Here is a 16,136-nt window from a genome sequence, read left to right on the forward strand (position 1 = left end):
TCAAGCAATTTTCACTTTTTTCAACAGAGAATTTACCAAAAGTTTGCTAGCCTCGCCAGCCGAGAGGGCAGGGCTGAAATAGTGGCCCTGAATTTCTTGACAGTGGAGTTCGCGCAAACACTCCAACTGCTCTTTAGTTTCCACTCCTTCGGCTACCACGCTCAAGTTTAAATCTCGCCCCAGCGTCGCTACAGCCTTGGCGATCGCCCGTTCGCACGGATCGGTCGTCATTTCGCTGACAAACGACCTGTCTATTTTTAAGATATTCAAGGGAAACTTTTTGAGATAATTTAGAGAACAATAACCCGTGCCAAAATCGTCCAGCGCAATCTGCACTCCCATATTCTGCAACTCCCTCAGAACTTTTGTGGTATAATCCACATCTTGCATTGCTGTAGTCTCGGTAATTTCTAACTCTAAATACTTCGGTGCTAAATTAGTTTTTTCCAAGCAGTTCGCCACCATTTGTACTAAATTAAATTGCTGGAACTGCCGAGCCGAAAAGTTGACTGCTACCCGCAAATCGGGTTGCAAAGCATCCTGCCAAGCTTTAGTTTGAATGCAGGCAGTTTGCAGCACCCATTCGCTAATAGGTACAATTAGTCCGTTCTCTTCGGCGATCGGAATAAATGTAGCGGGAGCAACTAAACCTAATTCGGGATGTTGCCAGCGCAGCAGAGCTTCCATACCCTGGATTTGCCAAGTAGTGATATTGACTTTTGGCTGGTAGAAAACCTCAAATTCTCCCTGTTCTAGAGCCTCGTGCAGCCTGTTTTCTAGAGTCAGCAAGTGGCTGCCTTGGGGATTAATTGTTGAAGTATATAACTGATAGTTATTTCTTCCCATTTCTTTAGCGCGATACAAGGCGACATCCGAATTTTTGACTAAAGTTTCGGCATCTTCGCCGTCGTTTGGATAAAGGGCAATGCCGATGCTGCTGCTGACATGAAACGGCTGTCCTTCTAGTTTAAATGCTGGCTTTAAATTGTCGAGTATTCTTTGAGCTGTTTTAACTGCATCTTCTAAGCAATTGATGTCGGGAAGCAGTACGGTAAATTCGTCGCCTCCCCAGCGGGCTACCGTATCAGTCGATCGCAAAGTGTCGCTGATGCGTCCGGCAAAACCTTCTAACAGGCGATCGCCCGCAGCGTGACCTAGTGTATCATTAATCTTTTTGAATCTGTCCAAGTCTAAAAACATCACAGCTAGCATTTTTTTGGTTGTTTTAGCTTTTTTTAATGACGCCAGCAGTTGCTCGTTAAAAAGTATCCGGTTCGGTAAACCTGTGAGTTGGTCGTAAACAGCTTGATAGCGGATAATTTCTTCAGCTTGCTTGCGCTGAGTGATGTCCATCATCGTGCCGATCGCCCTTACTGCTTTGCCACTTTCATTGCGGATGATGTACCCGCGATCTAGTACAAAAACATATCCCCCGTCTGCACGGTGAAAGCTGTATTCCTCCGACCAACATTGAGCATCTGAGTTCATTGTTTCCTTGAAGCTTAACATCACTCTTTCTCGTTCTTCGGGATGAATATTTAGCCACCAGGATTCTAATTCTATCGTCTGAGTTTCGTTGAGTTTGTATCCAAAAACTTTTTCAAACTCTTCGCTCAACCAATACTCATTTTTTAACAAATCAAAATCCCAGACAGCATCATTTGTCGCCCGCGTCAGCAGGTGAAAGCGTTCTTCGCTTTTGCGCAGTTTTTCTTCGGATTGCACGCGTTCCGTTACATCCCGAAAGCTGAATACTCGACCAGTAATTTTGCCTCCTGTGCGCTGCGGCAGCGAGTAGCGTTCCAAGATTCTGCCATCTTTAAACTCGATGATATCGACACTTTCTGCTGCCGGGCGATCGGACAATTCTTGAGCGCGATTGAGAAAGATTTCCGGGTATTTTAACTGGTTGATTCCGAACCCCAAAATTTGGTTGTTATCTCTCGAATCGAGCAGAAACTCCGGCAACTGCCACATTTGGGCAAACTTGCGGTTAAAGCTGACAACTTTTCCTCCACAGTCAACAGCCAGAATCCCATCAGCAGTAGATTCAATGGTTGCTTGAAGCAAGGAAAGAGATGTTTCTAGTTCTAACTCTGCTAATTTGCGATCGCTGATGTCAAACGCTGTGACTAATATTGACGCTTTTCTCTCAAATTTGATAATATCTACAGTTGCTTGAATCCAGCGTGTTTCTCCGGTTTTCGTGAGAATTCTCACTTCATATTTTGAGCCGGCACTCGATCGCGGCTGGTTGGATTTACCCCATTTTTTAACTGTTTCTCGAAAATCTGGATGAATTAAATCGTATAAATCCAACCCTAGCAATTCTTCGCGAGTATATCCAGTCAGAGTTTCTGTCTGAGAATTGACATAGCGCAACTCTCTGCGGTGATAGATCAATGCAGCAGCATTAACAGTTTCTATCAATTGCCGAAACTTTTTTTCACTGCGCCGCAAATTTCTTTCAACCCGCTTGCTCTCAGTAATATCTTGTGCTATATACAACTTGCCGCTGACCTCGCCTTTGCGGTCGCGAATAGTTGAAATAGAAAGCAGTACAATTATTTTTTTTCCATGTTTGGAAAGGTAGACTTTTTCGACGTTGCGGACAGAACCTTCGGCTGTTAAATTTGTTAATTCTAACTCGGACGCAGGTGAGTCAGTTTTCTTAAAAAGTCCGGCTATTTGTTGACCTAACAACTCTTTTTTAGAGTATCCTAAAAGTTGACAGGTAGCTTGGTTTAACGACAGGATATGACCGCCCGGGGTGGTGGCAATAATCGAGACGTTCATGTCCTCGCAAATATCTAAGGCATATTCGGCAGTTTGCTGTAAATCTTGGGTCATTTTGGCAATAGTATCCCGGATATCCTGTTCTTTTTTTGGATGCAATACTGTATCTTCTTCTGGTAGCTTGTCCTTCCCTGTTTCAGACTTCGGTTTGATTAACCCGATCGCCTTGGATAAGATACTTACCGTATTCGTCCTGATTAATAAGGAGATTACTACAGAAATAAAACCCAGATAACAGATTGTTTCTAAACTCAAAATACGCTCTTTTTCAGAAATTTCCTGAGAGTGTATAAAATTTTGTGTCGGTGGATTTACCAGTTTTATTTGGGATAATTTATCCACAAACAAGTCGGCGCTTGCAGAAGTAGCGGGGCGAGATGCCGATCGCAAATAGCTAAGTTTCTCAGACCCCACCAAAATTGCTGCTACAGCGCGATTGCCGTCTCCATCCCCTACACTTGCCGGCAATATTTTTGCATTAATGCAACATTTTACACCAAAAATAGCAGCCATTAAATACCCCAACATTAATTGACCAGTAATTTTCATGTACTCCCTTCCTAATTTTAAATATATCCTTTCCCGCAGTCCACCATCTAAAAAAATTGAGCAGAACTTGAGGTGCGATAGGAAAACCGATCCAACCTTCATTTATGTTGATTGGTAAATTAAAATTCCCCAACCTAATAATTTAGGCTTGTAACTAATTATAATTTTAATCTTAATTTAAAATGTGTCATCGGCCATTGTGCCACAAATTATCCGCCATTAGGCCTAGACATCGACCCTGAGCGCGCTAAAATTAGATAATTCCCGCAATCCGGCGGCCGGGACTTGTTAGAAAAATAAACAATTAGCTTAAAATCGATGCAGAAGCCCACTAATTGAACCAATGAGTCAGACGATCCCAGAACTCCAAACAGAAATCCCCGCGCTGCAAGCAGAACTTGCCACCCTGCTTTCGTTGCGGGAAAAACTTTGCGTACAGCGCTCAGAGTGCCGAGTGGCAGTCAGTTTTCCCAAGAATAATACTTCCGAGGCCATTGCTGAGTTCCACCAGCAAAATGCTGCTTTTGGGGAACAGTGGTTGCAGCAAATCCAGGAGATTGACCGAGAGACTAAAATTATTGAAAAGCAACTGCAACAAAAACAGGCTTTACTCAATTACAAACAAGGTGAACTAGAAAAAATGCTGGCCGGAGAATACTGGCAAGAAGTAGAAAACCGCGTTCAAAAGGGGGAAAAGCGCTTGCAAGCACAAGCTCGCAGAATTAATCAAGCAGCAGCGCAGCTAGAGGCAGAAATCCAAGCTTTAAAAGCACTGTACGACGAACTCAATCCCAGTTATTCCGAGTGGTTTCAAAAACCAACTCAAATTGTCGAATTTTCGGCAAAAACTATTCCTTGCGCTGTTACCAGCAGCAGCGGGTTGATATTGAAAAACAAGGAAATTGAGTTGGACAAAAAGTAGTTTTGACTTGTGAATTGTGAAAGTAAATTACTAGGCGAGAATGTCGCTGTTGAATGAGGCAATAAGCAATACAGATTCGACGGCGACATTCAAAGGCTTTTACCTGCTTTTTTAGGTAAATTAAAAAATAAAAAACTGACCTTACCGCAGCTAAGGTTAAGAGTTTTGAGTTTCATTTTTTGAAACAGGTTTATTCTTAACTATGGTGTCAATGTAAAATCTAAAATCTAACAGTCTACAATCTTAAATAGACTTACTGATGAAACAATTGATTTGGATAGTGCTATTTATTCTGGTTGCGGTGGCGGCTGCGGGTTGGGGTTCTGACTCGTGGCAGCGGTTGTCGGCTGTACCCGAAGTTTCGATCGATCGCAAAATCAACATTTCCCAAAACCCGTCTTTCTCACCGCTTCCTGCTGAAAAAAATGCAGTCGCTATGCCGCAAATTGACCCATCTCGGTTGTGGAAACACGTCGAGACTTTAGTAGGAGAACGCGAGGGAGAACGATCTCGCTCTTTCACGAGAGACTACATTTCCAAACAACTGCAAACATTAGGATTTTCCCCAGAATTGCAGCCGTTCGATCGAGGAATCAACGTCTTCGCCGAGAGAAAAGGTACTGACTCAAACGCCGGTGCAATTCTCGTTGCAGCACACTACGATACTGTACCAAACTCGCCCGGGGCTGACGACAATGCGACGGGAGTTGCAGTAGTTTTAGAAGTAGCAAGATTGCTGGGTTCTCGTGCCACGCCTCGGACATTGCAAGTAGCATTTTTCGACAGGGAAGAGATCGGACTTTTAGGCAGTTTAGCATTTACTGGTAGCGCGGCGCGGTTAAAAAATTTGCAGGGAGCGATCGTCCTGGATATGGTAGGTTATGCCTGCCGCACGCCCGGATGCCAGCAATATCCCGAAGGATTGACAGCGCAACCTTTTCTAGAAGCATCGGGGGTAAAATCTCCCGAATTGGGCGAGTTTATCGCTGTGATTGGGGATGCGGAACACCCGCTGCTGTTGAAAAGTTTTGCGGAGTCGGGAAAAGCCGATTTACCTGCGGTGGTGGCGCTGCCGGTTCCCCTCAAAGGGTTGCTGACTCCCGATGTTTTGCGGAGCGACCACGCGCCTTTCTGGTATAAAGGAATTGGTGCTGTGTTGGTGACGGATACTGCAAATTTGCGATCGCCCCACTATCACCAATCTAGCGATACATTAGCAACTATCGATCGACCTTTTTTCGCCGGTTCTGCTCAAATTGTTGTTAATGCTACTGCTAAATTATTGGAAATTCGGTAATCGGTAATCTACTTCTTACCAAGCTCTGCCTGGTAACGCCGATCCGGAGGCTCTGCCTCCGATTTTCCCACTCAAAGCAAGCGAGGCAGAACCTCTGGACATCGGTTCCCAGGCACAGCCTAGGAAGCAGCTACAATAACTAATAACAAATTAATTAATAACAAATAACCAATAACAAATGATTAACAAAGAAACTCTGCAACGGCATTTATTGCAACTAGATAATCGAGGCTACAAAGCCTACAAAGACATTCAAGGTAACTACGACTTTTCTGAATTCACATTAATTATTGATTACGTGCAGGGAGATCCGTTTGCTTCTCCCAGTAAATTTAGAGTCAGAGTTCCCCCCAACATTGCTCAAATTCCTTGTCAACTTTTCAACTCTCGCAGTCGAGAAATAGCCCTCAGAGATTACCTAACTCGCCAGTTTGAAAAAGCAGCCTACAGCATCAGCACCAAACGCGGCACAGGGAAAAGCGGTATGATTGCAGTGACTCGCTTCGGACAAGAAGTTTTAGAACGAACTTCCGCATTTATCATTTCCTCAAATACATCCGATCTTGAAGATTTAGGAGGAGTTGAACTGCGATTTGCCGTCGGACTTCCAGCGAGTGGACGCAGTATTTTAGGGCGACAAGCTGCTGAAATGCTGTGCGAAGATATCCCGGAAATTGTCAGCAAATCTCTGAAGTATGCTAACTTAAATGCTGCTGAATGTCGCCGTCATGTTGAAACTGTAGAAGATGCTGACTGGCTGCGGGAACAGTTAGCTGAAAAAGGATTAGTTGCGTTTGTGGCTGACGGTTCTATTTTGCCCCGCCGCAGCGGTGTTGACAACAGTCCTTTGTTAAATAATGCTGTGGCTTTTCAGTCGCCGCCGTCGTTAAAAGTTGACTTTAATTGTCCGAATCGCGGTTTGATTTCCGGTATGGGTATTCCCGCTGGCATTACTTTGATTGTTGGGGGCGGCTATCACGGCAAATCAACTTTACTCAGGGCGATTGAATTGGGAGTTTACAACCGAATTCCGGGAGATGGCCGGGAATTTGTGGTGACTAATCCGGCGGCGGTTAAAATTAGGGCAGAAGATGGGAGAAGTGTGGCGGGAGTAAATATTTCGCCTTTTATTAATCAGTTGCCGCAAGGTAGAGATACTTCACAATTTTATACTGAAAATGCGAGTGGCAGTACGTCGCAAGCTGCTAATATTATTGAGGCTTTGGAAGTGGGGAGAATGCCTTTTTTATTGGTGGATGAGGATACGGCAGCGACGAATTTCATGATTCGCGATCGCCGAATGCAGGAACTCATCGCTAAGGATAAGGAACCGATTACGCCCTTCATTGATAAAGTTAAACAGTTGTATGCAGATTGTGGCGTATCAACTGTTTTAGTCATGGGGGGAAGCGGCGATTATTTTGATGTGGCGGATACTGTGATTGCAATGGATAATTTTCAAGCATATAATGTGACGGAAAAAGCTAAAAAAATTGCTATAAATTACTCGATTAGCCGCGCTGCTGAAGGGGGCAAAAATTTTGGTAAGATTACTCAAAGAGTGCCAATTCCTGCTAGTTTAGATCCGAGTCTGGGACGGCGAGATGTGCGGGTGAAGGTGCGGGATGTTGATGAATTGGCTTTCGGAAGTGAGGAGATTGATTTGGGTGCTGTCGAGCAAATTGTGGACAGCGGACAGTTGAGGGCGATCGCTGCGGCAATGGTTTATGCTAAGCAGCAATATATGGACGGAAAACGCACTTTGTCGGAAATCATAGATTTGGTGATGGCAGATATTGACGCGCAGGGGATGGATATTTTATCGCCTTTTCCTGAAGGGGATTTTGCCATGTTTCGACGGTTTGAATTAGCGGCGGCAATTAATCGGCTTCGCAGTTTGTCTGTTGTTGCTAAGTAGACTTGCTTAATATATAGCGGTTCTCAAAAAAGTGAGGTATGCCCTATGCCCTATGCCCTATGCCCTATGCCCTATGCCCTATGCCCAGTCGTACCTCATCTTTCTGAGAAAGGCTATAAGTGTATTGTTGTCCGCCTTTTGATATGCTGAAAAAGTGAGTGCAAAAACCGCGATTTAAATATGATAGGCAATATAGGACAACCGACTGCTTTAAGCGATCGACCATATTTAGTATTAAATAGTCAAGGTCAAGTTTTACAGTTAGAGTTGCAACAGCAGCAGCACGTATTGGGGCGCGATCGCACTCGTGCCGATTTAGTCATTCCCGAACCCTGGCGCGCAGTTTCCGGCGTTCACGCTGTTTTGCGCCAAATTGGCAATAATTACTGGATTTACGACGGTGACGGCCAGCGGCCGAGCACTAATGGCTTATTTGTCGATCGCACTCGCATCACTCCCAATGACGGTTATTGTCTGAAAGACGGTACAGAAATTAAAATCGGTCTCGATCCTCAAAATCAAGTTTTGCTGAGTTATTTTAATCCGCTGGCGAATCAGGTTGCTGTCCCTAGCAAGCAGTCAATTCTTCTTAAAAATCGGTCGGTTTTGTTGGGTCGCGATCCAAACGCTTCGCTGCAATTAGATGCGCCGCTTGTTTCTAGACGCCACGCCACAATTGACCAAGACAGTCGCGGCAATTATATTTTGCGAGACCACAGCGTTAACGGGGTTTTTGTGAACGGTCAGCGAGTCACAAATTCCGTACAATTGTCCGAGGGAGATGCAATTCGGATCGGCCCGTTTACTCTAACTTACCGCAGCGGTGAGTTGGAGATGCAAGACTCCGGCAATCAAATTCGTTTGGATGCTGACAGTCTGGTGATTCCGAAGCGTTTGGATAACATCACTTTGGCGATCGAACCGGGGCAGTTTGTGGCTTTAGTCGGCGGTAGCGGTGCGGGAAAATCTACTTTAATGCGGACGCTTTTAGGCATCGAAAAAACCACTAACGGCGCTGTGTTTCTCAACGGCGACAACCTGCGCCAAAACTTCAATATTTACCGCAATCAAATCGGTTACGTGCCTCAAGATGATATTGTGCACGCAGATTTGACAGTAGAAGAAGTCTTGAGTTATGCAGCTAAATTGCGCTTACCTCCCGATACAGATGTCAATCAGGTAGTCGCAAAAACTTTAGAAGATATTGAAATGTCTCACCGCCACAAAGCTTTAGTAAAACAGCTTAGCGGCGGACAACGGAAACGGGTTAGCATCGGAGTTGAACTGTTAGCAGATCCGAAACTTTTCTTTTTAGACGAACCGACTTCAGGACTAGATCCGGGTTTGGATAAAAAGATGATGCAACTGCTGCGAAAGTTGGCAAATCAAGGCCGGACGGTGATTCTGGTGACTCACGCGACGGCAAATATCACGATGTGCGATCGGATTGTTTTTATGGGTCGCGGCGGACGCCTTTGTTACTTCGGGCCGCCTGCGGAAGCGCTCGATTTTTTCGATATCAAAACGGGCGATTTTGCAGACATTTACAACGAATTAGAAACCGGAGAAACCAACGTTCAAAGCTGGGCAGAAAAGTTTAATAAATCTCCCTACTATCAGCACTATATTATCAACCACTTCAGCACAGGCAAGGCTAATGCAAAAATACCTTCTGCACCAAAATCTCAATCTTTTGTAAAACAACTCGTTTTGCTTGTCCAGCGCTATTTTCAGCTTATTTCCCGCGACTTAGTTAACTTGAGTTTAGCACTTTTAACGGCTCCGATCGGCATTAGTTTACTGCGGCTAGCGGTCAGAGATAAAGACCCATTAATTGGTGCGCCGGAGGCAACTTTAGCACCTTTGGCGTTGCGAGTTTTGTTTGTATTTACCTGTGCGGCGATTTGGGTGGGACTGGCAACTTCTCTGCAAGAAATTGTTAAAGAATCTGCTATTTATTTGCGCGAACGTTTGGTGAATTTAGGATTGTTTGCTTATTTGGGTTCAAAATTTTTCATACTTTCCGGGTTGGCGGTATTGCAAACGCTGTTAATGGTAGGAGTTATTCTGATTGCTTTTAAATCCCCCGAACCAAGTTTTATTTCCTGGCCTGTGGGAGTAAGCATTACGACTTTTCTAACTTTGCTGAGTTGTGTCAGTCTCGGATTAGTCGTTTCGGCGATCGTCAAAAATGGCTCTCAAGCTAATAGCGCTTTGCCTCTATTGTTGCTACCTCAGATTATTTTTTCTGGAGTTTTGTTTAAGATGGAAGGTGCGGCGAGCAAGTTTTCTTGGCTGATGCTAAGCCGCTGGTCTGTGGGTGCTTACGGCTCTTTAGTTAATGTGAATGGGATGGTTCCCGCACTTACTAAATTGCCGGATGGGAGTACACTTCCTCAGCCGTTTGAGCCTACTCCTGTTTACGATCCAACGTGGGAGAATTTGAGTTTAAACTGGGGTATTTTGTGCGTGCATATTTGCGTTTATTTGATTTTGACTCTGTGGTTGCAGAAGCGGAAAGATATTTTATGAATTACTGGCTGATGAAGTCGGAACCGGATGTTTACAGTATTGCGGACTTGAAGGGCGATCGCACTTGTACTTGGGACGGCGTTCGCAACTATCAAGCTCGCAATTTTCTGCGAGAAATGAGTCGTGGAGATTTAGTATTTTTTTACCATTCTAATACTAAAATACCGGGAATTGTCGGCTTGATGCGCGTCGTTGAAACTAATATCGCTGACCCGACTCAGTTCGATATGAATAGCGAATATTACGATCGTAAATCGCAGCTTGATGCACCTCGCTGGCAAACTGTGAGAGTTGAGTTTGTTGAGGAGTTTGCTAAATTAATATCTTTGGATTTACTGAAACAAAAGTTTAGTGCTGATGAGATTTGGGTGGTGAGGAAAGGCACTCGGTTATCGGTGATGCCGGTATTTGAAGGTGCAGCCCAGAAGATTTTGAAGATGAGAGAATCTAATGATTAAACCGCAGAGAACGCAGAGAACACAGAGTCAAAGAAGAGAGAGATGAACAATTCCGATGCCAACCGATTTGATATTATATCAATTTCGGTTGCACCGGAATGATAATAACGGAGGAAACGGCAATGCCGTTTCCCTACCCCAAAATAATCGATTATGCTCGCGAGGAGGACACGGCAGTGCCGTTTCCCTACCCCGATTAATTGTAGGGACACGGCACTGCCGTGTCCTGACTGTGGGTAGCCGGAGAGCCCGCCCAAACTATTTAAAATCCCCTAAAGACCGGCCGCACAAACCGCGGCTCCAATTAACCCTACATTGGGATTCAAAACAAGACGAACTGGCATCATTTCTAACAGCGAATCCATCCGGCCTTTGTGCGTAAAAGCTCGCATAAAACCCCCTTCTTGAATCAGCGGCAAAATTTTAGCAGCGATGCCGCCAGCTATGTACAAACCGCCGTAAGGTAAAAGTGTCACAGCCATATTTCCCGCCACCGCGCCGTAAGCTTCTACAAACATTTTCATTGTTTGTTCGGAAAGCCGATCGCACTTTTCCAGTGCCGCCGTCGCAATTGCCGCTCCCGCATCCACAGTCTTCTCGCTTTTACCGATTTCTTCCTCCCATTTTTTGAGAACTTCCCCTACCTCCGGCGATTCAGCAGCAAATTTTATGTCCCGCAAAAACTGGTAAATTGAAACAATTCCTTGTCCCGAAACTACTCGCTCGATCGATATTCTTTGAATGTCGTGTTTGGCTAACAAATATTTCAGCAATTGAAACTCCAACTCCGAGCGAGGAGCAAAGTCACCGTGTCCCCCTTCCGAAGAAAAAACCCTGATGCCATTTGCCTCTGGAATTCCAAAACAATTTCCCAAACCAGTACCCGCACCAATCACAGCAATTGGAGCGTGTTCGCGGGGTTTTCCTACTTGCAAAGTGTGCAAATCTGTAGCCTCCAAACCCCACACGCCGTAGCCAACCGCGACAAAATCATTAATTAAACTAACCTGTGATATTCCTAATTCTTGTTGCAGACGCTTCGCATCCAGCAGCCAAGGCAAATTAGTCAGTTTTGCAGTGTTGTTGACCACGGGGCCTGCGATCGCAAAACAAGCTTTTTCAGGTTGTGGTGCAAAATTTAACTTAATAGCAGCTTCCGTCAAGAACTGCCGCACCATCGGTACTAAATCAGGGAACTCCCCGCTCGGATAGCGAAACTCGTAAAGAGCGTTCATTTCACCGTTAACAGTCCTTTCCACCAACCGCAAAATTGTCTTAGTTCCGCCAATATCGCCCGCTAATAATAATGCCATAAATCTCTTTTTCCACCAAACATAACATTCCCCATTTAAACACCGACAGTATTTATTGCCAACCAAGCACGCAGCACCTCAGCCACAGTCCAAGCTTGAGCCGTGCAGCCCCGCGGCGAGTGGGGGGCGTCGCCCTCAAAAATTTCGCTCAGACTGCCAACTCCGCCGGCCATTATATGATGTGCCATCGGTTCGAGGAATTCGCGAGCTTGTGCTGGATCTTTGTATACGTGCAAGTGCGCCAAGACAAACGGGCCAATCAGCCAGCCCCAAACTGTGCCCTGGTGGTAGGCGCTGTCGCGCTGCAATTGGTCGCCTCCATATTCGCCCCGATACTGCGGGTCTTCCGGCGAGAGGCTGCGAAGGCCGACAGAAGTGAGCAACTGCTGAGCGCAGGCGTCCACCACCCCCCGACGCCGATCGGGCGTTAGTAACGGTGTATAGCGGTAGGTTTCTTTGCCCCGCATCCCCCTTGCTGATAAGGATTTGGGGGACAAGTCTAAGGGCAGCGACACGGCGAATATCTGGTTGGGCCGCAGGGAGGCGTCGTTTCCGCCCGGGCCGTCGAGAACGTCGTAACAGTAGCCAGTGCCGTCGTTCCAGAAGCGGGTGAATCCGGCGGCTGTCCGATCGGCCAGTTGCTGGTATTCATAGTGAGGTTTTCCCAATTTTTGAGCAAAACTTGCCATTGCTTGTATAGCATTGTACCAAAGCGCGCTGAGTTCGATCGGCTTGCCAATCCGGGGAGTCACCACCCAATCGCCAACTTTCGCGTCCATCCAAGTTAGCTGCACGCCCGTTTCGCCGGCGCAGATCAAACCGTCATCGGGATCGAGGCGGATGTTATACCGAGTTCCCTTGATGTGCCAATCGACAATCTCACATAATATCGGCCAGAGTTCGCTCAAAAGTCGATCGTCCCCGGTGGCTTCGCAGTAAGCGCGAATTGCCTCAAAGTACCACAGTGTCGCGTCTGCGGTGTTGTATTCCGGTGCGCCGCCGGCATCGGGAAAGCGGTTTGGCAGCATTCCCCGATCGACATACCGCGCAAATGTCCGCAAAATCGATCGCGCAATTTCCGATCGCCCGGTACAGATTGTGAGACCGGGCAAGCTAATCATCGTATCCCGCCCCCAGTCGCTGAACCAGGGATATCCGGCGACGATCGTTTTGCCCTCCGGTTCCTCTGGCTGCGGGCGGCTGACGATAAATTGGTCGGCGGCTAGCACTAAGCGATCGATCCAATCGGGAGATTCGCTCACTTTTGACCAGTTTTGCAGCACTTCTCCCTCATAAGTGCGGCGCGCTGCTAAAGCTGTACTGCCGTTGAGTTGGGGGTTTTTCTCCGTGCTCGCTATCAAAGTGAGAGACTGTCCCGGTGCGATCGTCATGTGAAAAGTCGCGGCGTGCAAGTGATCCTCGCAGCAGTCCAATCCGCGCCGCTTTTCTGCTGCCAAGTCAAATCCGTAGTACCAATTGTATAAGGGCGCCGAGACTCGAAATTTGGCATCTGGTTCGGCATCCGTCAGCAGGTACAGGGGTGCACAGGAGGGAAATGCCGTCACGCAAACCCCGCTTTCCAAGGTTTCTAGGCTCATCTGCCAGTCGCCGACGCTCGTCGTGTGGTGGTAGTCGCGGTGGTTGACTAGGGCTTTGACAGCGAGGGCGATCGGCTTTGAGCCGCGGTGCAAGCGGTATTGAATATATGTTGTGTTAGCACTTTGCTGCATCCAAATCCGCTTTTCCAGGATAGCGTCAGCGAGAGCAAATCTCCACACTGGCGTCGTGCCTTCGAGTTGAAAGCTTTCGACGTATTTGTAGCCGTGAGGTTCGATCGTACCGTCGGCCCAGCGGTTTGTATAAAGCGGATAGGGGCGATCGTGATACACAGCCGTCTCGTCCAGCTTGGCGAGCATCAAAGTCCGTCCCAGCGGGGGTTTGAGGGCAGCTACCAGCAGGCCGTGATAGCGGCGCGTGAGGAGATTCGCGATCGTCCCGCTAGCATAACCGCCGATCCCGTTTGTTACCAACCACTCGCGAGACTCCGCCGAGTCTAGATTGCAGCAGATTTCCCGTCCAAAAGCAATAACCATAAAATACACACTCGCGGTGACTTGTTACCTACCTTTGGGTAGATTTTACACAGTGTAGAAATAAAGAATTGTTACCCTAGTCGGCTAATTTGGCGATCCAATAGCTGCAAGCTTTGCTAACGGGCCCGCGCAGATTCATGCTCTAATTTAGATGGAACCAACCGCTAATTTTGCCTCTTTGCGACAATTTTAGCCCTTGCTCTGTCTAAAGTTAGTTGTCTGTTACTTTTTTAACTGATATTAATTTTTAAACAGGCTGGTTGGCGATCGGCACTCAACAGACCCATTGCCAAAATAGCATTTTCAGTCACACCGCCAACCTATTTTATCAGGAGAACAATTCAAAGTGAAGATAGGAGCAAACTACCTCGGCAACAACCAATGTGAATTTACCGTTTGGGCCCCCACTCTCAAACAAGTAGCAGTCCAACTTGTTTCCCCAGACAAACGCCTTCTCCCCATGCAAAAATCCGCCGAAGGTTATTGGCAAACCACAGCTACAGACATCCAACCTGGAACCCTTTACACCTACCAACTCGAAGCAAAAACCGATCGACCAGACCCCGCCTCAAAATATCAACCCCAAGGCGTGCACGCCCCGTCCCAAGTAATAGATGAAAGCGCCTTTGCTTGGACAGATACAGATTGGCAAGGCGTACCTTTACCAGAAATGGTCATCTACGAATTGCACGTCGGCACATTCACCCAAGCCGGAACATTTGAAGCAATAATTCCCCAACTCAACCAACTAAAAAAACTGGGAATCAACGCCATTGAAATCATGCCAGTGGCCCAATTTCCTGGCGACCGAAACTGGGGATACGACGGCGTATATCCCTACGCGGTTCAAAACTCCTACGGCGGCCCCGAAGGCTTCAAAAAACTCGTCAACGCCTGCCACGAACAAGGCATCTCAGTAATTCTTGATGTAGTTTTCAACCACCTCGGCCCCGAAGGAAACTATCTCCGTGAATTCGGCCCGTACTTTACATCAAAATACGGCTCGGTTTGGGGAGACCCCCTCAACTTCGACGACGCATACAGCGACGGCGTGCGCCACTACTTTATAGAAAATGGCCTGTACTGGTTTCGAGACTATCACGTCGATGCCCTGAGATTAGATGCAATTCAAGCAATATTTGAAGTAGGTGCCAGACCGTTTTTGCAAGAACTCGCCGATGCAACAAGCGACCTTTCTCAACAGCTAGGACGGCAACTTTATTTAATCGCAGAAAGTGACTTAAACGATGTCCGCGTTTTGCGATCGAAAGAACTAGGAGGTTTCGGGCTAGACGCCCAGTGGTGCGACGATTTCCACCACGCACTGCACGCACTCCTCACCGGAGAAAATGACCGATACTATCAAGACTTCGGCAAGTGCGAACACTTAGAAAAATCCTTCAAAGAAAGCTTTGTTTACTCCGGCCAATACGCCCCCCACAGAAAGCGAAAACACGGCAGTTCTGCCAAGGAGCAACCGGCCCATCAATTCGTCGTATTTTCCCAAACCCACGACCAAATTGGCAACCGCATTTTGGGAGATAGACTATCAAAAATAGTTGATTTTGAAGGACTCAAACTAGCAGCAGGCACAGTCTTGATTTCTCCTTACATTCCCTTCTTGTTTATGGGAGAAGAATACGGAGAAGAAGCACCGTTTTTCTACTTCGTTTCCCACTCAGACGAGAATTTAATTGAAGCTATCCGCAAAGACAAACAACAAGAATTTAAAATCTTTGAAGGGCGAGGGGAGTTTCAAGACCCCCAGAGTCCTGAGAGTTTCGATAAGTGCAAGTTAAACTGGGAAAAACAAACAGAAGGCAAACACAAAATCCTCTGGGAATGGCACCAACATCTGATTCAACTGCGGCGGACAATACCGGCCCTTAAAAAACTAGACAAAAACAGTCTAGAAGTGTCCAGCATAGAAGCGGAAAAAATCTTATTTCTACGTCGCTGGACAGATGACAGCCAGATATTCTGCATTCTAAACTTCAACAGGCAAGAGGTAGCTTTTACGGCTGCACTTCCCCAAGGCAACTGGAAAAAGATTTTAGACTCTGCTGATGCAAAATGGATGGGTGCCGGTTCAACCTTACCAGAAAAGATAACTTCAGAGCAAGAATTGACCGTCAAACCACAGAGTTTTGCACTCTACGAATTATAGTAGAGTCCTGGACGCAACTAACACGCATTTGTAGCGTGCGTCAGATCCAAGGACTCAATAATTTCTCTCTCACTTCGTCTGACGCACCTTA

The 16,136-nt window shown here is 46.5% G+C and carries 9 protein-coding genes; 6 read left to right on the forward strand and 3 right to left on the reverse strand.

The annotated features are described in order from the left end of the window. Positions 1-3,345 (reverse strand): sensor domain-containing protein, encoded by a 3,345-nt coding sequence (locus QUA02_RS12905; protein WP_333028233.1) that lies wholly within the window; start codon positions 3,343-3,345, stop codon positions 1-3. A gap of 343 nt (positions 3,346-3,688) precedes the next feature. On the opposite strand from QUA02_RS12905, the gene QUA02_RS12910 reads away from it, so the two are divergent. From QUA02_RS12910 to QUA02_RS12930, 5 genes are all read left to right on the forward strand, one after another. After that, positions 3,689-4,267: a hypothetical protein gene (locus tag QUA02_RS12910; protein WP_333028236.1), complete on the forward strand. Its 579-nt coding sequence runs from the start codon at positions 3,689-3,691 to the stop codon at positions 4,265-4,267. Between the two features lie 259 nt (positions 4,268-4,526). Continuing rightward, positions 4,527-5,564, forward strand: coding sequence for a M20/M25/M40 family metallo-hydrolase (locus QUA02_RS12915; RefSeq protein WP_333028238.1), 1,038 nt, complete (start codon positions 4,527-4,529; stop codon positions 5,562-5,564). Between the two features lie 178 nt (positions 5,565-5,742). Further along, positions 5,743-7,482, forward strand: coding sequence for an ABC-ATPase domain-containing protein (locus QUA02_RS12920; RefSeq protein WP_333028239.1), 1,740 nt, complete (start codon positions 5,743-5,745; stop codon positions 7,480-7,482). A 180-nt stretch (positions 7,483-7,662) separates the two neighbouring features. Further along, positions 7,663-10,014: an FHA domain-containing protein gene (locus QUA02_RS12925; protein ID WP_333028241.1), complete on the forward strand. Its 2,352-nt coding sequence runs from the start codon at positions 7,663-7,665 to the stop codon at positions 10,012-10,014. Continuing rightward, positions 10,011-10,472, forward strand: coding sequence for an EVE domain-containing protein (locus tag QUA02_RS12930; RefSeq protein ID WP_333028243.1), 462 nt, complete (start codon positions 10,011-10,013; stop codon positions 10,470-10,472). Before QUA02_RS12925 ends, QUA02_RS12930 begins: the two co-directional genes overlap by 4 nt. A gap of 272 nt (positions 10,473-10,744) precedes the next feature. Here the strand turns inward: QUA02_RS12930 and QUA02_RS12935 are convergent, their stop codons facing one another. Together QUA02_RS12935 and QUA02_RS12940 are read right to left on the reverse strand one after the other, a co-directional pair. After that, complete coding sequence (locus QUA02_RS12935) at positions 10,745-11,785, reverse strand: glucokinase (protein WP_333028244.1); 1,041 nt, start codon at positions 11,783-11,785, stop codon at positions 10,745-10,747. 35 nt (positions 11,786-11,820) lie between these two features. After that, on the reverse strand, positions 11,821-13,878 hold the full coding sequence (locus QUA02_RS12940) for an amylo-alpha-1,6-glucosidase (RefSeq protein ID WP_333028246.1): 2,058 nt from the start codon (positions 13,876-13,878) through the stop codon (positions 11,821-11,823). A gap of 346 nt (positions 13,879-14,224) precedes the next feature. Between QUA02_RS12940 and treZ the strand changes: the two genes are divergently transcribed. Beyond that, positions 14,225-16,045: a malto-oligosyltrehalose trehalohydrolase gene (gene treZ / locus QUA02_RS12945; RefSeq protein WP_333028247.1), complete on the forward strand. Its 1,821-nt coding sequence runs from the start codon at positions 14,225-14,227 to the stop codon at positions 16,043-16,045. Positions 16,046-16,136 lie beyond the last annotated feature (91 nt).

This window comes from Microcoleus pseudofavosus SVA1_A4, assembly GCF_036700565.1.
Lineage (GTDB): Bacteria > Cyanobacteriota > Cyanobacteriia > Cyanobacteriales > Microcoleaceae > Microcoleus.

What these genes read in the sequence shown, in the direction of transcription:
- QUA02_RS12935 (WP_333028244.1), bottom strand. Translation starts at nt 11,785, where the DNA reads ATGGCATTATTATTAGCGGGCGATATTGGCGGAACTAAGACAATTTTG.
- QUA02_RS12925 (WP_333028241.1), top strand. Translation starts at nt 7,663, where the DNA reads ATGATAGGCAATATAGGACAACCGACTGCTTTAAGCGATCGACCATAT.
- QUA02_RS12910 (WP_333028236.1), top strand. Translation starts at nt 3,689, where the DNA reads ATGAGTCAGACGATCCCAGAACTCCAAACAGAAATCCCCGCGCTGCAA.
- QUA02_RS12905 (WP_333028233.1), bottom strand. Translation starts at nt 3,345, where the DNA reads ATGAAAATTACTGGTCAATTAATGTTGGGGTATTTAATGGCTGCTATT.
- QUA02_RS12915 (WP_333028238.1), top strand. Translation starts at nt 4,527, where the DNA reads ATGAAACAATTGATTTGGATAGTGCTATTTATTCTGGTTGCGGTGGCG.
- QUA02_RS12930 (WP_333028243.1), top strand. Translation starts at nt 10,011, where the DNA reads ATGAATTACTGGCTGATGAAGTCGGAACCGGATGTTTACAGTATTGCG.
- QUA02_RS12940 (WP_333028246.1), bottom strand. Translation starts at nt 13,878, where the DNA reads ATGGTTATTGCTTTTGGACGGGAAATCTGCTGCAATCTAGACTCGGCG.
- QUA02_RS12920 (WP_333028239.1), top strand. Translation starts at nt 5,743, where the DNA reads ATGATTAACAAAGAAACTCTGCAACGGCATTTATTGCAACTAGATAAT.